Raw genomic sequence first — 23,019 nt, forward strand, 5'->3', positions numbered from 1 at the left:
CGAAACGTCGTCCCCGAGATAATACCAATGACTGGCCCTGCCCCGGCCTCAAGCCGATTTCTTGCCTGCGCCGCGATAGCGCGACAACCAATGAGCATAAGGCGCCGGCAACACCCAGTCCGGATCCTGTACGCCAAGCACTTGGGCCAAATGATACGGGTAGTGCGGATTTGCCAAATGTGCACGCCCTATCATCACCAAGTCCATTTGGTTCTTCTCGACCAGACCTTGTGCAATGAGGGGATCGTCCATGCCCCAACCCGAGGCCACGGGGATTTCGGCCTCACGGCGCACGCGTTCTGCGATCGGGCCCAGAAACGCTGGCGTTTTCCAGGGAATATCGACCTCGGCAATCGTGAACCCGACGCTGACGTTCAACAGATCCAACCCGCCCCTGCGCATTGCACGCGTCAGCGAGATCGACTCAGCTAACGTTTCCTCGTCGCGCCCGTCGTATTCCAGCACCCCGAAACGCGCGGTCAGCGGCAGGTGCTCCGGCCATACAGCGCGCACGGCGTCCAGCGTTTCCAGCAGAAAACGGCTGCGTCCGTCGAAGCTGCCGCCGTACTGATCCGTACGCTGATTGGAATGGCTCGAAAAGAACGACTGCGCCAGATAGCCGTGCGCAAAATGCAGCTCCAGCCACTGGAATCCCGCGTCACGCGCGCGGCGCGCAGCGGCAGCGAAGTCTGCCTTGACCCGCTCGATGTCTGCCAGGCTCATTTCAGTCGGGACCTTGGGCAAGTCACCACCGTACGCCACCGCCGAGGGCGCAATGGTCTGCCAGCCGCCCGGGGCATCATTGGGAATATGATCGTCGCCTTCCCAGGGACGATTGGCGCTGGCCTTGCGGCCGGCATGAGCGATCTGGATACCAGGTACGGCTCCAGCGGCTTTGATACTGGCCGCGATACGTGCCATCCCCTCGGCTTGTGCGTCATTCCACAGGCCTGTACAGGCGGGCGTAATCCGCCCTTCGGGCGACACAGCAGTCGCCTCGACAATCACCAACCCGGCACCGCCACGCGCAATGCTGGGGTAATGCACCTGATGCCAGTCCGTCGTGAATCCGTCCTCGGCGCTGTATTGGCACATGGGCGGTATCGCAATCCGGTTGCGCAGTGTGACGTCCTTGAGTGTGAACGGCGTGAATAATGCAGACGACATCAGATTCTCTTTGAAAAAAATACGGTGACTAGGTAGGGACAGCGCTAGATTACCCTCCGCGCACCAGAATTTGATCTAATGGATCATTATCCCTTCGATAAATTATTGTTATGCTAAATCCGCAATGGCTACGGACCTTTTCCGCGGTAAGCGAGGCCGGTGGCTTTACCCGCGCGGCCATTGAGCTGGGCTTGACCCAGGCTGCCGTCAGCCAACACATCCGGCATCTGGAAACCGCACTCGGTCCATTGTTGATCCGGCGTCCACGTCAGATTGAACTGACGCCTGCAGGCATGGCGCTGCTGGAATACTGCAACGATATTGAACAAGCAGACCGCCGGCTGCAGGCTCGATTGAGCGATGGAGACACAGAGCATGGCGAAATCAGCTTGATCACGCCCGGCAGTATCGGCCTGTCCCTGTATCCCGTATTACTGGACTTGCAACGTGCACGGCCGGGCCTGAGTATTCGCCATCGTTTCGCGCCTGATTGGGAAACTATCGATGCGATATTGCGCAAACAATTCGAACTGGGATTGGTCACGCTGCGCCCGGACGACCCTCGTCTGGCATCGCAAAAATTTGCAGAAGAACCACTGGAACTCATCGTACCCGCCTCGGCACGCGTAGACCGCTGGGAGGATTTGGCAAGCCTGGGGTTCATCGATCATCCTGAGGGTCAAGCCATGGCCACCCGTCTGCTGGCGCGCCGGTTTCCCGGTAATCCAGGAATGCGCAGTCTGTCCATACACGGTTTTAGCAATCAGATTGGCTTGATGTTGGAACCGGTGGCACGCGGCCTCGGATTCACCGTATTGCACCGTCATGCACGCCAGGCGTTCCCCCGCCCAGAGGCTATCCGAGTCGTTGAATGCGGTGCGCCCGTCGTCGATACGTTGTGGCTGATCCATCGCGCAGAATGGCCACTGTCGACTCGCGCGGCCTATATCGTCGATTACTTGAAAAGACACATCGCCTCAGAACGCCCTCAAAATCGCCGACCCGCACCGTCTGGCGCTCGGACCAAGGCGGCGCCCACCAAACGTAGCACGAAACGTTGAGGAAACTAACGGGCGATCAAGGTACGCAAGCCCGTCGCGAGCCGACGCGACACGCGCTGCTGTTGTTTAACGATATTGACCTGCAAGGTCATCTTCGCCACCTCGATCATGGGTTGCGACAAGGCATATCCCCCCCTTGATTGCAGCCACGCCAGCAGATCGGCCAAATGCCACAGCACCGAGCTGCCCTCATGAACGGGAGTCGGAAAAGTCCCCGAATGCGTCAACATCAATTTGCGCATGTTCTGTCGAGACACCCCCACCAGCTCGGCAGCATCGGTCAATCCGACCAGATCCGGAGTAGCCTCGATCAGTTGTGCTGAAGGAATGGCCAGTTGAACATCGGCCAACGCGCTGCGAACGGCAGCCTCGGCACTCTCTGCTTCACGGGTGAATTCCAATGCCAATCGTCCGGGCACACCCATACCGACCAACGCGTCATCACAGCCGGCCTCTCCGAGGCGCTCGACGATGTCGTCCATATTCCGATCGTCACTCGCAAGCTGATATTTCAAGGTAAAAACATATTCCATCAAGATTCCTTAGCTCAAGACAAAAGCATTCTGCGGTGCGTTGAACAGTTTTCTACGACACGGCATAAAGCGTGGGCATGGTTAGCCGGGCTTTTGGGTGTGCTCCATATGCAGGTAATACAGAACTCACCGCAACGACACTCGTCGTCGTTGTAGGGGCAATACATTTTTCCCCACGCGTGACCACCCCCTACAACGATTCGCCAGCCTTGTTGCTCTGCGTATCTGAGTACCTGTTCGATTTCCTTTTTTGGGTGAATCCGACGAACCATCAATGCTCCCACTGTACAAGCACATCAATAAGTTGTCAACTGACAACCTTACAAATAAAAAAGAGTGGCCATCGAGAACCACGCACCGTTTTCAACGGTGCAGTCCCGCTGCACTAGCGCTTGAATCCGTTGGAATAGTGTATGTCTCGCCCAGGCGTATTCACAATGCCATGAGTGATAAATCTGTCAGCCCGTAGCGCCTAGCAATGCCTCCACCGCCTGCTGAAATCGCGGGTCTAGCATGGCTGCAACGTTGCAGCGGGACCAGCGTGAGATGGCGGCCGAGTCCAGGTGAAACACCCGCCCGGGCGCCATCTTGACATTACGCGCCAGCAGGTCCTCCGCCCACTGCAAAGAATCATGAACTCCCGGGAAAGCCACCCACAAATAAAGCGACTGTCCGCTACGGGCAAAGACTTCGCAATCATGTTCGTCCAGCCATTGCTGCGCCGATACGCATGCCGTACTCAGTTTTTGGCGCAACTTGACGAGATGGCGCTCGTAATGTCCTTCGCGCAGCATGATGTCGACCATGCGTTCACAATATTCAGAGCCGCTGACATGAATGAGGGCATTGAGATCCGCGAGATCGCTGGCCAATGCCGTATTGCAGGCAATAAACCCGACCCGTAACGCGGCAGAAAAAGATTTGGAAAAGCTGCCGATATAAATCGTACGTTCGAGTTGATCCAACGTAGATAGGCGCACAGTGGACGGAGGCTTGAAATCGGCAAAAGGATCATCCTCGACGATCAGCAGATTATGGCGCTCGGCCAACTGCAGCACGCGATAAGCCTTGGCCGCACTGATATCAGACCCCGTAGGATTGTGCGCGACAGATTGCGTAAAGAACAACCTGGGCCGCTCGGTCATCAAGATATTTTCCAACGCGGCCAAATCCGGTCCATCTGCCAATCTCGGCACACCGATGACGCGCGCCCCGGCGAGCTTCAGCTTGCCAAACAGCAGGTAATACCCAGGCTCATCCACCAACACCGTGGCGCCCGGCGGAACGAAATAACGAATCACCAGATCCAGCGCTTGATTTGCCCCCTGCGTCAACACCAGTTGACTGGTACTGACCTCCAACCCCAGCACGCCCAGCTTGCGAACCAGGCTGTCGCGCAACGGGGCGTACCCATAACGATGTCCATAGCGAAATAAGGAACTCAATCCCGTACGCACGACCTTTTGGTGATAACGGTCCATACGCATATCCGCTAACCACTCGATCGGCGGAAATCCGTCGCCGACGGCCGTCGTACCGGGATGGGTTTTGAGCTGCTCGCGCATCAGCCATACCGTGTCCATGGCGCGATGCAGCTGCCCGGGTTCGTCCTCGGCCTCCTCGGCTCGGCGGAACTGGGCCGACACGTAAAACCCTGCACCTCGGCGAGGCTCGATCATGCCGCGCGACACCAAGATATCGAACGCGGAGACCACCGTGTTGATCGCATAGCGATGTAATCGCGCCAACTCGCGCAGCGATGGCAGCTTGTCACCGGGTTGATACACCCCGTCCGAGATCTGTTGGCCGATGATATCGGCGAGTTTCTGGGCAATCGTGGCCGAACGTTGCACGCGCATGTCTCGTTGATCCTCTGTTTTTTCCTGACGCCGCAACGCCTTGAATGTTGCATTGCAATGATACTGTTTGTGCAAACTGTACCTTTTATAAATGAGTCACCTTTAATACAGTGCGCTCCATTGTTTTGCATTGTCTACTTTTTGGGCCGCCGGGTTGCGTCAATTGAAAGATGCGGATCGGGGCCTCAACATTCTGGAGTGCTGTCGTGGTTGCCGATTCCCGCTTGCCCAATTTCCGTGCCCTCAATCCTGCCCAACGCTGGGATTTTCTTGCCAACGCGTGCGGGTTGACGGACGAAGATCGCGCGTTGCTCACACAGCCGGGCGCCTTGCCCGTCAATATTGCCGACGGCATGATTGAAAACGTGTTCGGCACCTTTGAATTGCCCATGGGGATCGCCAGCAATTTCCAGATCAATGGCCGGGACGTCCTGATTCCCATGGCGGTCGAAGAGCCCTCGATCGTCGCGGCCGCCTCGTACATGGCCAAACTGGCTCGGGAAGACGGCGGTTTTCAGACATCCAGTACGCTGCCGCTCATGCGCGCCCAAGTGCAGGTCCTGGGCATCTCCGATCCCTACGGCGCACGCATCGCGCTGCTGCAGGCGCGTGACCAGATCATCGAGCGTGCAAACAGCCGCGACAAAGTGCTCATCGGACTGGGCGGCGGCTGCAAGGACATCGAAGTCCACGTGTTCCCCGAATCGCCGCGTGGGCCCATGATTGTCATGCACTTGATCGTCGATGTGCGCGACGCCATGGGGGCCAATACGGTCAACACCATGGCAGAATCGGTCGCACCGTTGGTCGAGGAACTCACGGGCGGCTCAGTGCGCCTGCGCATTCTCTCGAATCTGGCTGACTTGCGTCTGGCCCGCGCCCGTGTCCGCCTGACTCCGCAGACGCTGGCCACCAAAGAACGCAGCGGCGAGGCCATCATCGAAGGCGTGTTGGACGCCTATACTTTCGCCGCCATCGATCCGTACCGTGCTGCAACGCACAACAAGGGCATCATGAACGGTATCGATCCCATCATCGTTGCCACCGGCAACGATTGGCGCGCCGTCGAAGCCGGCGCGCATGTCTACGCCAGCCGCCAAGGCGGCTACACCTCGCTGACTCGCTGGGAAAAGGACAACAGCGGCGCGTTGGTCGGCACGATCGAATTGCCCATGCCTGTCGGCCTGGTCGGCGGCGCCACCAAAACGCATCCCCTCGCCCGTCTGGCGCTCAAGATCATGCAAGTTAAATCCGCGCAAGACCTAGGCGAAATCTGCGCAGCCGTCGGATTGGCGCAAAACCTGGGGGCACTGCGAGCGCTGGCCACCGAGGGTATCCAGCGCGGCCACATGGCGCTGCACGCGCGCAATATCGCGCTGGTGGCGGGTGCGGTCGGCGACGAGGTCGACGCGGTTGCCAAACGCCTGGCAGCCGAACACGACGTACGCACTGACCGTGCGCTTGAGGTCCTGCAAGAACTGCGCGCCAAAGGCTAAGCACCCTCGCATCAAAAACGAAAAAAGAGCCGCCTGCGTAACGGCTCACCTGACACTCACGGAGACTTATCCATGACATCCGAGCATCGAGGCCCTCATCCTGCGCCGCAAGGCCGGTTCGCCGAGGTTTGGGGCGACACGGTAGACCTGAAGCACTTAGCCTGGGCGATAGGCATCGGCATTGGTATCAGCATCTTTGGCTTTTACGTCGCCAGCCACTGGCTGACATCGGTCGTCGAGTCCAAGCAACTGGCCCATGCCTACGCGATGTTGGCAGGCCTGGCGGGGTGCATCATCGCCGGCGTGATTTGCGCAAAGGCGTTTCCGCCAAAACGCGAGGTCACGGAAACGGAAATTTCCGTCGACCCGCAATGGCGGCAAGAGGTCCTGGACGAACTCGCCATGACGTCCGGCGGCATGGGCTCGATCGCCGACCTGCCGCCCACGGTCACCAAAGAGTTGAAAGAACTCAAACTCTACGACCTGTTTGCCGACACCGAGTCCTCGGCACGCAACGTCCCTGCCAGCCGCTGAACAAGGAATCACTTCATGGATCCTCATCTGATCGAACAGATTGCGGTCGCGGCGGGCATGGGCCTGATCGGCGCCGTGGTCTTTGCAGCCATCGGCCTGGTGTCTGGCACCGATGAAACAACGACGCTCGCTCCACTGACATTGCTGACGGTGTTGTTGGGCGTACCGCCCGCCGGCGTGTTTACTTTCTTCTTGGCCGGCGCCGTCGCCAAACACATGACACACGCGGTACCTACGGCCTTGCTGGGCATCCCCGGTGACACCATGGCCATGCCGCTCCTGCAGGACGCGAACCTGCTGCGCAAGCTGGGCGTGCCGCATATCGCCCTGCGCAAAATGGTTTCTGGCGCCATCATCGCGGCCTTTGTCGCGGTGCCCCTGGCTGTGCTGTTTGCCGTCATGCTGGCGCCGTTTGGCGCGTTCATCACTAAAACAGCGCCCTGGATTTTCCTGGCCGCCGCGATATTGATCGCCTATTTTTCCGCAGGCCGCTGGGCATCCGTCGCGCTGTTGGTGCCCTTTGTCGTGGTGATTCTGGCGTTGCAAAGTCTGACTGCGAAATATGACGTCAAACTCAGCATCAGTTATTTCCTTGGGATTGCCATCGGGCCGTTGATTGCGGACTTGTTCACGGTGCTGTCGCCTGCGGGCCGCCAACGGATGTCACGCGACAATGTGCGCAAATTCAATCTGGCTCCCGACGTCAAAGGCTGGTCGGGATACTTCCCCAACCCGTTCAAGGTGCTCGATCGCAGCCAGACACGATGGACGCTGAGCACGGCACTGGTATCCAGCGCGACCTTTGTATTCAGTCCTGTAGCCATGACGGTCGTTCTGGGCGAAATCGTCGGCTCGCGGATCAAACATGCTTATCATCGGTTGACCACCGTATTGAGCGCGCGCAATGGCGTCACCGAAGCCACTTACATTGCCGAGGCCTTGATCCCGCTGATCGCATTTGGTCTGCCGCTAAGTCCCGTCGCCGCAGGTCCCGCCGCACCGCTGTTCAATGCCCCACCCCGCTTTACCGTGGATTCCGCAACAGGTCAGACGCACAATCTGCACAACCTGATGAACCATTGGGAATTCCTGGGTTACGGCATGCTGGCCGTGATTCTGGCGGCGGTCGTGTCCTATCCGTTCGCGATGAATTATGCGCGCCGCGCAGCCTTGTTCGTCTCGCGCAAAGTCAGCCACGAGGCCATCATTGCCACCTTTGTCGGCCTGATCATTGTCATCAGCGTGTGGGAAGGCCAACTGCTCGGCTTGCTGGTCATTCTGACCATGGGCTTGATGGGTGGCCTGCTGTCACGTATTTTCGGCTTTAACACCGGCGTGCAGTTCATGGGGTATTACACCGCCGTATTGAGTGTGCCCGCGTTGGTCAAGCTGCTGTAAAGCCCAGCGGCTCGCGCTGCGAATGCGCGTGCTCCGACTTCACCATCCGCACATGGCAAAAGCCCCAGCTCATCTGATGAACTGGGGCTTTATTCTTTCACCGGTCGTTAGCGATTCAGATACTACTGTTCGGCAATCGCTTGTTTACTGCGGCCCGTAAACAAGCGCCCGACCAAGCCCCAGACCAACAACAGCAGCGCTGCCGTCATGATGGTGCCGACCAGGCCATTCTCAAAGAACACCCCCATAGAGCCATCTGCCAACAACATACTTTGACGGAAAGCGTCCTCGGTCTTGTCGCCCAGCACCATGGCCAGAATCAATGGCGCAATCGGATAGTCCAGCTTTTTAAAGACATAGCCGACCACCCCGAACACCAGCGCGATGTACACGTCCGACATCTTGCCGCTGATCGTGTAGGCGCCGATCAAGCAGATGACGATAATCAACGGCCCAATCACGGCAAACGGTGCACGCAGGATCGACGAAAACAGCGGAATCGTCGCCAGCACCAACACCACGGCCACAATATTGGCCACGTACATCGAGGAAATCAGGCCCCAGACAAAATCAGGCTGTTCGATAAACAACATCGGACCCGGCTGCAAACCCCAGATCATCAGCCCGCCCATCATCACCGCAGCGGTGGCCGAGCCGGGCACGCCCAGCGCCAACATGGGGAGCAACGCCGACACGCCCGCCGAGTGATCGGCCGCCTCCGGAGCCACGACCCCGTCCGGCTCGCCCTTGCCAAAGTTATTGCGATACTTGGAAAAACGTTTGGCCAAGCCATACGACATGAACGATGCCGCCGTTGGGCCACCGGGTGTGATTCCCATCCAGCATCCCACGATCGTGGAGCGAATGAGAGTTACGCCATGCTTGGGCATTTTCTTGATGGCCTGCCACACTACGCCCCAACTCATGCGCGCCCGCAGGCCATTGAATTTGAGGCCTTCTTCGATCGTGACCAGCAACTCGCCAATGCCGAACAAACCCACCACAGCCGCCAGGAACGAGATGCCGCTGACCAGCGTGTTGGAACCATAAGTCAGGCGCATTTCGCCCGACACGGTGTCCATGCCCACGGTGGCCAGAATCAAACCGATCAACAGCGAGGCCAGGGTTTTCAGCGGGGAACCGCCACTCACCAAGTAGCTGCAGAATGTCAACAGATACACAGCGAAAAACTCTGGCGGACCGAATTTCAGCGCAAAATCTGCGATCGCATTGGCAATCAGGGTAACGACAATCACCCCCGCCATGGCACCGAAGCCCGCTGCAATGAACGCGGTAGCCAGGGCCTCTGGCGCCAGCCCCTTGCGCGCCATCGGATGACCGTCGAAGGTCGTCGCCACCGACGATGGCTCGCCCGGAATGTTAAAGAGAATAGAAGTTGTCGACCCGCCGAAAAGCGCGCCCCAGTACATGGAAGACAACAAAATGATGGCCGCCACCGGCTCCATCGTGAACGTCAAAGGCAATAGCAGCGTCACGCCGTTCGGCGCACCCAGGCCGGGCAGCACGCCGACCAGAATGCCCAGCAGCACGCCCGCCGCCATTAACCCAATGTGGTACAGACTCAGCGCAGTGTCAAAGCCTGACGCGAGATAGCTCAGTTGATCTAGCATGGCAAATCTCTAGGCGGCAATGCGCCAGGTATCAATCCAGTCTTCCAGTGGCCCGCGCGCCAGCGGCACGTTGAACCACAGTTCGAATACGGCGTACAGCACGAGAACGGCGCCTACACCGACCAGCAGCGAACGCCCCCAGCCAAAACCGCCATGTGCCCGGCACATGTAGACCAGAAAGACGGCCGACGCCACGTAGAAACCCAGAAATGGGGCAGCAACCGCCAGCACCACCGTGGGAATAAATAGCGACATGACGCGTCGCAACTGCTCGCCAGTGACGAATACTTCCTGCACAGGTTTGCGCACGGCCTGGACCAGCAGCAATACGCTGACGATCAATAGCAACACGCTCAACCGCAGGGGGAAATAACCCGCCTCCGGCCCAGTGCTGCTCCAACCGGAATTCAGTTGCAGACTGCCGTAGATGACCACTGCGGAAAACGCGGCCAGAAGACCAGCCATGGTGACCTCCATGGCTTGGCGTTGAATCGATATAGACTTGCCATTCATGCTGAGTCACCCGCGGGGTTCAGTCTTTGACCAACCAGCCGTCTTTTTCGAACTGGGCTTTGTTTTTGTTGCCGTCGGCGACGATGTAGTCCTTCAACGCCTGCCCCGTCAGGAACATCTCGGTCTGCAATCCGCGTTCGATCCATGCCTTGAATTCGGGCTGTTCACGAACTTTGTCCATGACGTCCTCGTAGTACTTGACCTGCTCCGGGGTCAAGCCGCCTGCTGCCCAGACCGTACGCGGCATATTGAACGTCTCGATCGCAATACCCGACTCATGGCAGGTCGGCACATCGGCAAAGCCCTTGTCGCCATGCACTTTGCCTGCAATGGTCATGCGCTCTTTGGTGAACACACACAGCGGTTGCACTTTGCCGGCACGCCAGTGCGACACGTTCTCCGACGGATTGTTCAGGTTGGCATCAACGTGGCCGCCCGACAATTGCGCGGCGACTTCACCGCCGGACTTGAACGGCACGTACGTAACCTTGACGTCAGTCGTCATTTCGATCTGACGGGTCAAGATGTGATCCGTGTCCTTGGACTGTGCACCGCCCACCTTGATCGAACCCGGCTTGGCGCGCGCGGCGTCCAACAGGCTCTTGACGTCCTGATAGGGGCCGTCGGCGTTTGACCACAGCAGGAACTCGTCGGCCGCCATGATGGCGATCGGCGTCATGTTTTCAATTTGATAACCCACCTTGGTGATCATCGGCATCAGATAAGCCAGATTGGTCGAGAACACCAGGCGAGTGGGATCGCCTTCAGACGACTGCAAATAGACTAAAGCTTCCGAGCCGGCACCGCCGCCTTTATTCGTGACGATGATAGGCACGGGCATCAGCTTGTGCTTTTGCACCACCGCCTGCACCACGCGAGCAAACTGATCCGTACCGCCACCGGGCCCTGCTGTCACGACGAACTCTACGGGACGCGTGGGTTTCCAGTCGGCCGCTATGGCCGGCAGGGTGACAGCAAAGGCGCCGATCGAGGCGGCAGCCAAAGAAGCAAAACGAAATGCGCTACGCATGTTGTCTCCTGTATAGCGATTTATTAATGAAAACAAAGTCTTGTCGTACTGCTTGCGGCGTGCAGCGGCTTAGGCGGCCGCAAAAAACGCCGCATCCTGCTGTTGCCTCAACTGCAGCAGCTCCGACGCCGGATCGATCTCAATATCGTCAAAGCAGATCAATTGCCCGGCAGCCACATCGCGGACGAGCTTGCGATTGCCAACGAGATAGAACGGAGCAGGCACGCCCGCAGCCAGCGGAGCCGCGGACACCAACTCGGCCGTGGTGCCGTCGATCGTGTGATGATGGCCGCCCATGGTCAAGACCGTGCCGGCAGCCAGCGCTCGCGTACTGCGAGCTACCAGATCCAAGCGGGGTTCAGGCGCCTGAGCGCCGCTCGACAGCCCGTAAACGGCTGCATCCAACACACTGCTGAAAGCCTCCAGACCCAGCAAATGACGGGGAATGTACATCATGGCGCGCTGCTGATCGCGGCTCATGACATGCCCCTTGCCCAACAGCAGGTCCCAGGTTGGCTTGTCATCGCAGCGAATCACGACGAACACGCCGCCGGCAAAACTCAGCTCGTCAGACTTGCGCAGGCAGTGAAATACATCAACCACGCCATTGGCTCGGAACAATCCGCCCTCGGCCGCTGTGGCGAACAAATCGGGGACTTCGCTCGGACGCGCAATAGGTGCATGGAAAGCCGCAGTATCCACGCCCAGGCCTGTGCTGTTTGCCACGACCTGCAGTTCACACAAATCGGGCACGGCCCGCTGCGGCAATGCCGAGCAAATAGCGGCGCGCGCTTGAACGCACTCAACTGCCTTGCCTCCAGGCATCACCCAGTGATCGCCAAAGCCAGGCACATCGACGGACACACCATTGCTGTCCATGCGGCTCGCCTCGGCGTTGAAAACGAAGTCGTATTCGCTGGATTTGCCCGCGGACAGGACTTCAAAGCCCATCGCCTGCGCCCAGGTCACCAAGCCGATCAACAAGGACGGCTGGTCACCATCGACCGGCGTCACGACACGGCCTTTGGCACGCGCCAAGCGCGACAGCCCCGGGCCAACCACGCTATCGACCTCTTTCGAGGCCAACGCCACATGCAGACCCGCCTCGATCGCCAGACGCGCATGACGGGCACCCGCTTCGGGGTGACCGGTAGCCTCCACCATGACCTGCAACGGCAAACCGACAACGGCAGCGGCATCGCTCGCGGCAATGAACAGGCCCTGCTCCCAGGCTTTCACGGCTTGCTCCGCCGTGTCACACTGCGCGATCTGAGCAGCGTCGACACCGATCGAAAGCCAGGCGTCTGCCGCGATGGCCGACGTCAGGTCGACGGCGACACGGGCGCTGATCGTCGGCACACGCCGTGATTGCGCGAGGAAACTCCGTCCGAAGCCACCGCTTCCGATAACGCAAACTTCGATAGGCTGAGTGACGCCGTGATAACGATGCAGATAGTCCATGGAGTGAAATAAGCACGCTTAAGCGACAATGCGCTTCTAAGGAAACGCGAATTACATGCACTTTTGCATGTAATCTTGGCATTTCAGTTGAATGACAGGCCGAATATTAGGCTAAAAATTGATTGATTGCATGCACTTTGCACAAAAGTACTGATTACGAGATGAAACCAGATACTGAACCCCTGGCCCCGGCCAAACCCTCCAGCCGGGATGGAATGCGCACCGACCAGGTCGCCGCACAGCTGCGCAAGCTGATCGTGTCAGGCACCCTATCCCCCGGACAACGCCTGTCCGAACGCGTCATGTCGGAGCAATTCGAGGGGATTTCCCGCACCCCGTTGCGCGAGGCATTCAAGATCCTCGCGGCCGAGGGTCTGCTGACCCTGGAGCCCAATCGCGGCGCGGTGGTCACCGCCCTGTCCCTGCTCGAAGTCGAAGCCGCGATAGAGGTATTGAGCGGGCTCGAAGCCCTGGCCGCCGAACCCGCCTGTGAATTGATCACCGACAGCGAGGTCGCAGAAATAGAGGCGTTGCATATGCAAATGGTGGCGGCCCACGATGCGGGCGACCTGATGTCCTACTTCCAGATCAACCAAGCCATCCATCAACGCATGGTCGATGCCGCCCGCAACCCCGTGCTCTCACGCATCTATACCGCAGAATGCGCGCGTATACGCCGCTATCGTTACGCAGGTAATCAACAACCTGCGCGTTGGCACCAAGCCGTGCGCGAACATGGCGAGATGCTCAACGCGCTGCGTGATCGTGCGGGACCGGTCTTGCGCGAAATGCTCCGCAGGCATCACAAAGCAGGCTGGGTAGTATCACGCGGCGTACTGGAAGAAAGCCTGCCAGCCGCCGACATCTCAACTGCCCGCCCCCGACCGCAACGCCGTAACCCAACAGCGTCAAAGCGAAGTAAGTAGCAACGTTGGATGGCGCCGGAGCCATCCAACGCACACACAATAACTAGACCCGTTGTATGGTTTTCCCCTAAAGGAGTTTGATGCAAAGGCACAATTTGAAGCTTGGCAAGTCTTATGTATCGCCTGACTCGCTGTAGAGTTGCTGTTCGACTCTATCCTTCACGCATCCCGTTCATCCTGAAAAATACCGGGCACGTCTCTTGCGCATGCTCGCCTTTTTGGACATACGGCCGTGTCATATCTGGGCTGCAGTGCCTGGCGTCATCACGCATCCACACATGCCTCATTCACCATCAGCGCACCGATTCTCATGGTTTGGATTAGCCTGCCACAGTACATTGTGGTTCAGCGCTTCGGCCGCGTTGGCACAAACGCCTACGCTCGAGCCGGTCATCACGACCAGTACCCGCTATGACACCAATGTGCTGGACACGCCTGCCTCGGTCAACATTGTCGACGGCGTTCAATTGCGCGCAGACAATCTACAGATCAATCTATCCGACAGCATGGGCAGCGTCCCTGGATTGCAGATTCAGAATCGGCAGAATTACGCCCAGGACCTGCAGCTCTCGATACGTGGCTTTGGCGCCCGCTCGACCTTTGGCGTACGAGGGATAAAGATCTTTGTCGACGGAATCCCGGCCACCATGCCGGATGGCCAGGGCCAGACGTCCAACATTGATATCGCATCGGCGGATCACGTCGAAGTCCTGCGAGGCCCATTTTCCGCGCTCTATGGCAATGCGTCCGGTGGTGTGCTGCTGGTCGAGACCGAAACGGGTAAAGCCCCTCCCGCCCTACAAGCCAACTTCGGCGCTGGCAGCTACGGCACATATCACTATGGCGCCAAGGCTAGCGGCGCAACGGGCCAGTTCGACTACGTGGTCAGCGCCAACCGCTTTACCACCGACGGCTATCGCGATCACAGCAGCGCACGCAAGAACCTGGGCAATGCCAAGCTGGGTATCCAACTCGATGACGACAGCCGTCTGACGGTCGTGGCCAACAGTGTCGACCTGACGGCTCAGGATCCCTTGGGCTTGACTCGCGAGCAATACGAATCCGATCCGCGGCAGGCTGCACCGCAAGCCGACCAATACAACACCCGCAAAACCGTCCAGCAAACCCAGGGCGGCCTGGTGTACGAACGGCAAATGGACGCGGACAACGAATTGCGCGCGATGGTGTATTACGGCCAGCGCCACACCGTGCAATATCAATCCATTCCGGCCATCATCCAAGCCAATCCCCAACAATCCGGCGGTGTCATTGATCTGCGGCGCGAATATGCCGGGGCCGATCTGCGCTGGACCTCGCATCTGAGCCTGGCGGGCCGGCCCTTTACCCTGATTGGCGGCGTGTCGTACGACACCTTGAGCGAACGGCGCAAAGGCTATGAAAATTTTCTAGGCAGCGCCAGCGCCCCGACTGAGCTCGGCGTCAAAGGCGCACTGCGTCGCAACGAAACCAACGACGTCGACAGCCTGGATCCTTATCTGCAGGCCTCGTGGCAATTCGCACCGGACTGGACCCTGGATGCCGGACTTCGTTACAGCACGATCGACTTTGACTCCGACGACCATTACGTAAACGCAGCCAACGGCGACGACAGCGGCTCGACGCGTTATCGCAAGGCGCTGCCCATGGCGGCGCTGCGTTACCAGTTCACGCCGAAAACCATGGCCTATATTTCCTATGGCCGCGGCTTTGAGACCCCGACAACCAACGAACTATCCTATCGCCCTGATGGCGAATCGGGCCTGAACCTGGGCTTGCAGCCCGCGTTGAGCAATAACTACGAAGCAGGAATAAAGACCGAACTCGGCAACGGCATCCTATCCCTGGCAGCTTTTCACATCGACACCCGCGACGAGATCGTTTCAGCAGGCAGCCTGAATGGACGGACCTCGTATCGCAACGCCGGGCGGACGCGCCGCGATGGCGCAGAACTGGGTTGGAGCGGCACCATCGACTCAAACTGGCGCGCTGATCTAGCCTACACCTGGATCAACGCGCGTTACCGCGATAGCGTCGATGACTCGGATATTCGCGCTGGCAACAAGATCCCCGGCATCGCCAGCCAAATGCTGTACGGAGCCCTTGCCTGGGCCCCCGCAGAAGGCTGGCGCGCCGGCATCGAAGGCCGCTACCTCAGCAAGATCTATGTGAATGACGCCAATAGCGACACGGCCCCCGGCTATTTCGTAGCCTCGGTCTCTACTGGCTATCTCTGGCGCCAAGGCCCTTGGGAATGGAACGCCTATGCTCGCGTAGACAACCTGTTCGACCGCGATTACGTAGGTTCAGTCATCGTCAATGATGGTAATGACCGCTACTTTGAACCCGCCCCAGGTCGCAACTGGAGCGCAGGATTGAGCGTCAGCTATCAGTTCTGACGCGGCGCCCGGCCGCAACACGCCCTTCAACTTTTTGGGTCTGCCGACGCACCAATGCAGTGCACACTCGGCAATTTCCTCTCACGTCGCTGCCGCCGTCCAGAGCACGGCGCAGTCGGCGTGCTGCATGGCTCGGCACAGAGCGACCACCTGCGCCATGAACCTCTATATAATCACTAATAAGACACGTTCTCATTACAAAACTTAACCGCGCATGCCCGATGCCCTTGCCTGCCGTCCCTGCACGATCGTTGCCCCCATCAGCCACTGAATGCGTCGGCACGCTTTATCAAAGCCACCATACGTGGTTGAACAGTTGGCTGCGCCGCAAATTGGGCGATCAACATGATGCGGCCGATGTCGCGCACGACACGTTCGTGCGCGTATTGCAATCGCGCCTGGCTGACCGCATACAAGAGCCACGCAGCTACCTGACCACGATTGCGCGTGGCTTGGTCGTGGACCTGTGGCGGCGGCGTGCGTTGGAACAAGCCTATCTGCAGGTTCTGCAGACATTACCGGTCGAACACCAGCCGTCGCTTGAAGCACAAGCATTGATCCAGGAACAACTCGTCCAGCTCGACCGCATGCTCAACGGCCTGGGAGCCAAAGTAAAACAAGCTTTTTTGTTATCAGTCATCGAGGGCGCCACGTATCCCGCCATCGCGCAGCGCCTGGGCATCTCGGAACGGACCGTCAGTCACTATATGGCCCGGGCCATGGAACGTTGCTGCCTGGTGATGGATTTGGATTGAGCACGATCATGACCGTCTCACTTTCCTCCACTGCCGAACAACGTACTGCCATAAAAGAAGCGGCTCGCTGGTTTGCCCGCCTGCAAGCGTCGCAGGCGGATGAGGCCGCACGTGCGGCCTGGTCGGCCTGGATGGCGCGTCATCCCGAGAATCGCAACGCCTGGTCAAAAGTACAAGCAGTGCAGCAACAGTTCGCCGCGGTACCCGGCCATGTCGCGTTGCCGACCCTGCAGAATGTCGATCACGGACGGCGCCGGCTGCTGAGTTGGGCCGCAGCCGGCGGTGCGCTGTTGCCGCTGGGATTCTGGATGAGTGACGATGCTCACCGCGCCAGATGGACGGCTGATTTTCGTACTGCTATCGGCGAGGTTGCTCCCCTGCCCCTCACTGATGGCACTGTGGCCATCCTGGATACCAACAGTGCGGCAGATGTAGATTTCACTGCCGATGTCCGTCGTATTGTCTTGCGCGCCGGCCGTCTCTACACCAATACCCATGCCGACAACGCCGCCCGATCACGGCCCTTTATTGTGCAGACCCGCCATGGCACAGTCGAAGCGTTAGGCACCGAATTCATGGTCCGCGTCACCGATACGCACAGCAAGGTCTGGGTCAACGAACATGCTGTGCGCGTTAGCCCGAGAGGTGCGCCGGACGCCCCGATGATCATCCGGGCGGGTCATCGCGCGACATTCGAGGACCGCGACCTGGAGGCCGGGCCTGTCGAGAAGCATGATGCGCTGGCCGCCAGCAATTTTGCGCCTTGGCGCAATGGCTCGCTGGTGGCTACCAACATGCGCCTGCCGCGATTTGTCGAGCGATTCCAGGCTTACCAGCGCGGTTATCTGTTCTTGGATGACAGTCTGGCAAACGTGGAAGTCTCTGGCGTATTTCCCCTGTTTAAACCGGAATTGGCGCTAGCCGCTCTGGAAAACAGCTATCCCGTGCAGGTACGGCGGCTGACACGTTATCTCACCTGGATCGAACCGCGGGCCTGAGGGGGCTCGCCGCACAAATCACATTTCGAACCTCGTGAAGTCATCGGGCCAGCGCCGCTGGTTTCAACCAGAAACAAATTGGCTTGCAAGAAATCGCGGCGTCATTCGGCCTCCTTGGTATCCGTGAACATTGACGATCACCGTCCGTTTCAATATGCCGCTCCGACACCTGCCCACGAAGCCAACCCTCTCGTCCTCATCCACGCGCGTTTTCCCACAAGCCAGGCTCTTGCTCATGCTGAGCACGACCATGTCGTTCAATCTGGCGCCGCTCGCGACCCACGCAGCCCCCGCAGCGGAGTCGGTCGCCGTACGGACCTATCAGGTTGCAGCGGGCCCGCTGCTGCCCGCGATCAATCAGTTTGCCTCCGAGGCCGGCATCGCGCTGACATTCGACGCCAATGCGCTGCAAAACGAGACCTCGCCGGGCGTACAAGGACGCTACACGGTAGACGAAGGCCTGCGGCGAGTGCTCGCTGCATCGAGCTGGCAAGCACGGCGCAGCGCCAACGGCGCCTATGTGCTTGAAAGAAAACCCGTGCCTCGCAGCAGCGGCGACGTCACGCTGGCTCCTGTGACCGTGACAGCCTCATCCATGGCGTCAACCGAAAACTCGGGCAATTATGGCGGCCATACGACCTCGGTATTCAAAGGCGAGACATCGATCCGCCAAACACCGCAGCCTGTCACCATCATCTCGCGCCAGTTCATCGACGATCGCGACATGCCGGACCTGCACGACGTGATGCAGAATACGCCGGGCGTCACAGTGGACTACACCGACAGCGAACGCGTCACCTACTACTCGCGCGGTTTTCAGATCGACTCTCTGCAGATCGATGGTTTGAACGTCTACCAATCGGGCTCGACCTTTATTCAACCCGATACGGCCGTTCTCGATCGCGTCGAGGTGCTGCGCGGTGCAGCCGGCATTCTACGTGGATCGGGTAACCCATCGGCCACCGTCAACCTCGTCCGTAAACGCCCCACGCCTGAATTCCAGGCCGGCGTCAAACTCATGACAGGCTCGTGGGATCGCAACCGCGTCGAGGCCGACATTTCCAGCCCGCTGAATGAATCCGGCAGCCTGCGTGGCCGCGTCGTCGCTGTCTTAGACAACAAAGATTTTTTCCAGGATGCGCGCGAAGAAAAACGCCGTGTGTTCTATGGCGTGCTCGAAGCCGATTTGACGGACAACACCACCCTCACCGCGAGTTTCCAACACACCGAACTCAAAGCCACGGGCGCATGGGGGGGACTGCCTCGGGATTTTGATGGCAGCTCACTGCATTTCTCGCGAGACACCTATCTGGGCGCCGCGTGGAATCATTGGAACCGCTACAACCAGCAAGCCTCGCTGGAACTGGAACACCGCTTTGATAACGACTGGAAAGTCAAAGCCAGTGCCGCCAACACGCGATTCCGTTATTTCGATGGCGGTTTCAAGCAGAGTTACATCACGCGCGCCAGCACGACAAACCCGTATTTGTATAACGTGACGACATCGGTCTATCCCGACTCCGCAAGCGATCAAAACGCGCTCGCGCTCGTGGCCGATGGTCCGTTGGCAATGTTCGGCCGCAAACATCACCTGACCGTCGGCCTGGAAAGCAACTACACCCGTACCACCGGGTCGAGCGGTTACTTCAATCTCGGCCCCCTGAGCAACATCGACATCCGCGACTGGGATCCCTATACCAGCTACCCCGAACCAACCGATGAAACCGCTGGCTCCTATTACGAAGCCACGAATAACATCGTCAAACAACAAGCCGCCTATGCCGTAGGCCGCATTTCAGTCACGGATCCCTTGACCGTTCTGCTGGGCGCGCGCGCCACATGGTGGGATTACAAAGTCCCTGGCGATTCCGACAGCAACTACAGTATCGATCGAGAGATCACCCCCTATGTCGGCCTGATCTACGACCTGAACGACAACTTCAGTCTCTACAGCAGCTATAGCGAGATCTTTGTGCCGCAAGACGCCTACGATGCGACCGGCAATCTGCTGGACCCCATCACCGGCGAAGACTACGAGGCCGGTTTGAAGGGCGAATTCCTCGATGGCCGCCTGAATTTCAGCGCGTCGGTATTCCGCATCAACAACACGGGCCGCGCGATGGACGATGCCAACAGCGCCAATCCCTGCCTGCCAAACTACCCCAACGGCTACTGCAAAGTCGCAGGTGGCAAAACGCGCAGCCAAGGCTGGGAACTGGAACTGACCGGCGAGATCACGCCGAACTGGCACATCATGGCCGGCTACACCAACACCCAGACCAAATATGTGCGTGATGCGTCCGACACCAACATCGGGCAACCCATTCGTACCCTCGATCCCCGCCACCTGCTGCGTCTGTTCACCACCTATCGCTTCCCCGGTACCTTGCACGGCCTGACCATCGGCGGCGGCGTGCAGGCACAAAGCAGCACCTACGCCACCAGCCGAGGCATCGAAGCCCGCCAGGGTGGCTATGCCGTCTACAACCTGATGGCCAGCTACGATTTCAACGAAAACGTGCGCCTGCAGTTAAACGTCAACAACGTGTTCGACAAGGTGTACTACCGCAAGGTCGATGCGACAGGCATCAGCAATTACTACGGCGATCCGCGTAATTTCATGCTGTCGCTAGGCCTGCGGATGTAAGGGGGACACCGGCCGTCCCAGCGCCGCCCGCTACGGCAGGCAGCGCTGCAGACAGTTGGCCATATGCGCGTGGGCGGCATCGCGAGCCGCCTGCCCATCACGCCGGCAAATCGCTTCCATAATGGCGTGATGTTCCTGCATGACCGCATCCTGATGCTCTACCCATGCCTGATCCTGCCGGGATCCTTTGATGCTTTCCCGGATATAGCCGCCCAGGAAATCGAGGAACGATCCAAACAAGGCGTTGCCTGCGGCCTCCGCGATCGCGCGGTGAAACACGATGTCCGCACTCACCCCATCACCGCCGGCTTCGATATCGGCCTGCATCGCCGCATAAGCATCGCGAATCGCCGCGAGTTGTGCATCGCTGCCCCGTTCGGCAGCCAAGGCGGCCGCCTGCATCTCCACGCCAGTGCGCAATTCGAAAATCTGCTCTGGACCAATGGCCGGCTGATCCTCCGAAGCGCCCGAAGGCGTAATCCGAAACGGCCGCATGTGTGCTGACTTGCTGACGAACGCGCCGGCGCCTTGGCGCGTTTCCACGATGCCGTCGGCCTTGAGCGTGGAAATCGATTCGCGCACCACCGTCAAGCTGACACCGAATCGGCGCGCCAGTTCTTGCCCCGTGGGCAGCTTTTCGCCGGGCTGAAATTCGCCCGCGTTGATCACGTCCAGCAGCGCCTTGCTGAGCTTGTCGGTCAGCGTGCTGCCTTTGCTCAGTTCAGTGCCGATGCCGGGCTCGCGTAGGGTCATGGATTACCTAGGTTTCAGGGTTTTAAGCAGATTTATTGCCGTTCATTTTATTCAGACTTTGAATCAGATGCGGCACATACCGCTCGCCCAGCCCCACATTGTTGGCCACGGCATAGCTGTTATGCACCACGCCCGCCACAGCGGACACCACCTGCGCATCGCTCGCCATACGCGTGTAGTACTGCATGTCCTTTAACGCGTTTGCCAAGGAAAAGCGGAATAGCTGATCATTGCCTTCGGCCACGAATGCGCTCAAGCGCTGAAACGCCGTACTATTCGCGCCGCCAGAGCCAATCACACCACATAGCGTCTGCAGATTCACGCCCGTCTTTTGCGCGCAAGAAAACGCCTCCGCCAACACTGCCGCGTTGCTCAACACCACAAACTGATGCAACAGCTTCACACTGTGGCCTGCACCTACACCGCCACACTCGTATATCTGGCGCGAAAACGACGACAACACATCGCGCACCTGATCCAACACCGCGGGGTCCCCGCCTGCCAACAGGTTCACTTGCCCTTCTTCGGCTTCCTTCGGCGTCCCCGTCAGCGCGGCATCCAGAAAATGCGCCCCTGCGGTCTCTAGAGCCGCAGCGATACGCCGGGAGGATTCTGGCAATGAGGTCGAGCAGTCCACCACCACCGTGCCGGGACGCACCTGCGACAGCAAGCCAGACGGGCCGAATATGACTTCTTCCACCTGCGGCGACCCCGTGACGCAAATGATCACGACATCACATTGCGCAGCCACACTGCCCGCGGTATCCAGCACGGTCGCCCCGGCCTCCAACAGGTCAGTATTGCGCTCGCGCGCCGCCGGACTGCGCAGCAACAACGACACCAGATACCCGTGTGCCAGCGCGTGCTTTGCCAGACCGTGGCCCATCAGGCCCACACCAATAAAACCCACGCGGCGTGAATCTTTGGGGGGTTGGGGTAAACCCATACTCGTATCCTTTTCGTCTTATGGTTTAATTCTTTAATGGTTTAATTGTTATCATAAAACTTTCCTTCCCACGAGACAATCACATGCGCACCAATCCACTGATCGCCCGATTGAAAACGGGCGTACCAGCCCTCAATGGCTGGCTGACACTAGGCAGCGTCGCTGTCGCCGAAGCCATGGCTCATCAGCCTTGGGACAGCCTGACCATCGATATGCAGCATGGATTGTCGGATTACGAAACCACGGTGCAGATGTTGCGCGCCATCTCCACTACCAACGTCACCCCTATCGTGCGCGTACCGTGGCTGGAGCCCGGCATCATCATGAAGATCCTCGACGCGGGCGCCTACGGCATCATCTGCCCCATGGTAAACACGCCCGAGCAATGCCAGGAATTCGTCAGCTATTGCCGGTACGCCCCGGTGGGCGCCCGCAGTTTCGGACCCACGCGCGCGCCCTTGTATGCGGGAGCGGACTACTGGAAAGGCGCGAACGACAACGTGCTGACCATCGCCATGATCGAAACCAGACAGGCACTGGAAAACCTGGACGGCATTCTGGCCGTACCGGGTTTGAACGGCGTCTATATCGGCCCTGCCGATCTGAGCCTGTCGCTGGGCTTTGATCCCGTCGATGACCAAAGCACGCCCGAGGTATTGGCCGTCATCGAAGATATCCGCACGCGCGCACAACAGGCCGGCAAATTCGCTGTCATGCACTGCTCGCCTATCGAATACGCCGTGTACATGGCGGACAAAAAATTCGAGATGCTGACCGTCTCCAATGACGGCCGTCTGCTCGCTATCGCGCAACAACAATTATTCGCCCAATTGGACCAGGCTCGAGCCAAGCAGGCTGCCGCCCCGGCTTATTAAACACAACGCCGGCTCGTCCACTTCTCAAGTGCCACGCTAG

20 protein-coding genes are annotated in these 23,019 nt (G+C 59.0%); 10 read left to right on the forward strand and 10 right to left on the reverse strand.

Going from position 1 to position 23,019, the window contains the following annotated elements; all coding sequences use genetic code 11:
• Positions 1-48: 48 nt before the first annotated feature.
• A complete protein-coding gene (locus ACYVI2_RS01140; protein ID WP_415818076.1) occupies positions 49-1,167 on the reverse strand; it encodes an NADH:flavin oxidoreductase/NADH oxidase in 1,119 nt (372 codons plus the stop codon).
• A gap of 110 nt (positions 1,168-1,277) precedes the next feature.
• Between ACYVI2_RS01140 and ACYVI2_RS01145 the strand changes: the two genes are divergently transcribed.
• A complete protein-coding gene (locus tag ACYVI2_RS01145) occupies positions 1,278-2,228 on the forward strand; it encodes a LysR family transcriptional regulator (protein ID WP_415818074.1) in 951 nt (316 codons plus the stop codon).
• A gap of 5 nt (positions 2,229-2,233) precedes the next feature.
• Here ACYVI2_RS01145 and ACYVI2_RS01150 read toward each other — a convergent pair whose 3' ends face one another.
• The 3 genes from ACYVI2_RS01150 to ACYVI2_RS01160 form a co-directional block, all read right to left on the reverse strand.
• Positions 2,234-2,761: a helix-turn-helix transcriptional regulator gene (locus tag ACYVI2_RS01150; protein WP_415818072.1), complete on the reverse strand. Its 528-nt coding sequence runs from the start codon at positions 2,759-2,761 to the stop codon at positions 2,234-2,236.
• A gap of 14 nt (positions 2,762-2,775) precedes the next feature.
• Positions 2,776-3,033, reverse strand: coding sequence for a hypothetical protein (locus tag ACYVI2_RS01155; RefSeq protein WP_094820687.1), 258 nt, complete (start codon positions 3,031-3,033; stop codon positions 2,776-2,778).
• 186 nt (positions 3,034-3,219) lie between these two features.
• Positions 3,220-4,620 carry an aminotransferase-like domain-containing protein gene (locus ACYVI2_RS01160; protein WP_415818069.1) on the reverse strand — a complete coding sequence of 467 codons (1,401 nt, stop codon included), beginning with the start codon at positions 4,618-4,620 and terminating at the stop codon, positions 3,220-3,222.
• A gap of 206 nt (positions 4,621-4,826) precedes the next feature.
• On the opposite strand from ACYVI2_RS01160, the gene ACYVI2_RS01165 reads away from it, so the two are divergent.
• From ACYVI2_RS01165 to ACYVI2_RS01175, 3 genes are all read left to right on the forward strand, one after another.
• Positions 4,827-6,116, forward strand: a complete 1,290-nt coding sequence (locus ACYVI2_RS01165; RefSeq protein WP_460490250.1) for a hydroxymethylglutaryl-CoA reductase, degradative — start codon at positions 4,827-4,829, stop codon at positions 6,114-6,116.
• A 72-nt stretch (positions 6,117-6,188) separates the two neighbouring features.
• Positions 6,189-6,650 (forward strand): hypothetical protein, encoded by a 462-nt coding sequence (locus ACYVI2_RS01170; RefSeq protein WP_415818067.1) that lies wholly within the window; start codon positions 6,189-6,191, stop codon positions 6,648-6,650.
• 15 nt (positions 6,651-6,665) lie between these two features.
• Positions 6,666-8,048 carry a tripartite tricarboxylate transporter permease gene (locus tag ACYVI2_RS01175; RefSeq protein ID WP_094820683.1) on the forward strand — a complete coding sequence of 461 codons (1,383 nt, stop codon included), beginning with the start codon at positions 6,666-6,668 and terminating at the stop codon, positions 8,046-8,048.
• Positions 8,049-8,170: 122 nt separating this feature from the next.
• Here ACYVI2_RS01175 and ACYVI2_RS01180 read toward each other — a convergent pair whose 3' ends face one another.
• The 4 genes from ACYVI2_RS01180 to ACYVI2_RS01195 form a co-directional block, all read right to left on the reverse strand.
• Positions 8,171-9,679, reverse strand: coding sequence for a tripartite tricarboxylate transporter permease (locus ACYVI2_RS01180; protein WP_415818065.1), 1,509 nt, complete (start codon positions 9,677-9,679; stop codon positions 8,171-8,173).
• Between the two features lie 9 nt (positions 9,680-9,688).
• On the reverse strand, positions 9,689-10,192 hold the full coding sequence (locus ACYVI2_RS01185; RefSeq protein ID WP_415818063.1) for a tripartite tricarboxylate transporter TctB family protein: 504 nt from the start codon (positions 10,190-10,192) through the stop codon (positions 9,689-9,691).
• Positions 10,193-10,211: 19 nt separating this feature from the next.
• Positions 10,212-11,222 (reverse strand): Bug family tripartite tricarboxylate transporter substrate binding protein, encoded by a 1,011-nt coding sequence (locus ACYVI2_RS01190; protein ID WP_415818061.1) that lies wholly within the window; start codon positions 11,220-11,222, stop codon positions 10,212-10,214.
• A 69-nt stretch (positions 11,223-11,291) separates the two neighbouring features.
• A complete protein-coding gene (locus ACYVI2_RS01195) occupies positions 11,292-12,683 on the reverse strand; it encodes an NAD(P)H-dependent oxidoreductase (protein WP_415818059.1) in 1,392 nt (463 codons plus the stop codon).
• Between the two features lie 161 nt (positions 12,684-12,844).
• Here ACYVI2_RS01195 and ACYVI2_RS01200 point away from each other — a divergent pair, with 161 nt between their 5' ends.
• From ACYVI2_RS01200 to ACYVI2_RS01220, 5 genes are all read left to right on the forward strand, one after another.
• Positions 12,845-13,609, forward strand: a complete 765-nt coding sequence (locus ACYVI2_RS01200; protein ID WP_415818057.1) for a GntR family transcriptional regulator — start codon at positions 12,845-12,847, stop codon at positions 13,607-13,609.
• A 278-nt stretch (positions 13,610-13,887) separates the two neighbouring features.
• Positions 13,888-16,005 carry a TonB-dependent receptor domain-containing protein gene (locus ACYVI2_RS01205; protein ID WP_415818055.1) on the forward strand — a complete coding sequence of 706 codons (2,118 nt, stop codon included), beginning with the start codon at positions 13,888-13,890 and terminating at the stop codon, positions 16,003-16,005.
• Between the two features lie 221 nt (positions 16,006-16,226).
• The gene (locus tag ACYVI2_RS01210; protein WP_415818053.1) at positions 16,227-16,760 is read left to right on the forward strand and encodes a sigma-70 family RNA polymerase sigma factor; all 534 of its coding nucleotides are present in this window, start codon (positions 16,227-16,229) and stop codon (positions 16,758-16,760) included.
• A gap of 8 nt (positions 16,761-16,768) precedes the next feature.
• Positions 16,769-17,758, forward strand: a complete 990-nt coding sequence (locus ACYVI2_RS01215; RefSeq protein ID WP_415818051.1) for a FecR domain-containing protein — start codon at positions 16,769-16,771, stop codon at positions 17,756-17,758.
• Between the two features lie 235 nt (positions 17,759-17,993).
• Positions 17,994-20,405 (forward strand): TonB-dependent siderophore receptor, encoded by a 2,412-nt coding sequence (locus ACYVI2_RS01220; protein ID WP_415818049.1) that lies wholly within the window; start codon positions 17,994-17,996, stop codon positions 20,403-20,405.
• A gap of 30 nt (positions 20,406-20,435) precedes the next feature.
• On the opposite strand, the gene ACYVI2_RS01225 is transcribed toward ACYVI2_RS01220, so the two are convergent.
• Together ACYVI2_RS01225 and ACYVI2_RS01230 are read right to left on the reverse strand one after the other, a co-directional pair.
• The gene (locus ACYVI2_RS01225; RefSeq protein ID WP_415818047.1) at positions 20,436-21,158 is read right to left on the reverse strand and encodes a FadR/GntR family transcriptional regulator; all 723 of its coding nucleotides are present in this window, start codon (positions 21,156-21,158) and stop codon (positions 20,436-20,438) included.
• 22 nt (positions 21,159-21,180) lie between these two features.
• The gene (locus tag ACYVI2_RS01230) at positions 21,181-22,104 is read right to left on the reverse strand and encodes an NAD(P)-dependent oxidoreductase (RefSeq protein WP_415818045.1); all 924 of its coding nucleotides are present in this window, start codon (positions 22,102-22,104) and stop codon (positions 21,181-21,183) included.
• Positions 22,105-22,187: 83 nt separating this feature from the next.
• Between ACYVI2_RS01230 and ACYVI2_RS01235 the strand changes: the two genes are divergently transcribed.
• Positions 22,188-22,979, forward strand: a complete 792-nt coding sequence (locus tag ACYVI2_RS01235) for an HpcH/HpaI aldolase family protein (protein ID WP_415818043.1) — start codon at positions 22,188-22,190, stop codon at positions 22,977-22,979.
• Positions 22,980-23,019 lie beyond the last annotated feature (40 nt).

This window comes from Bordetella tumbae (genome assembly GCF_054780995.1).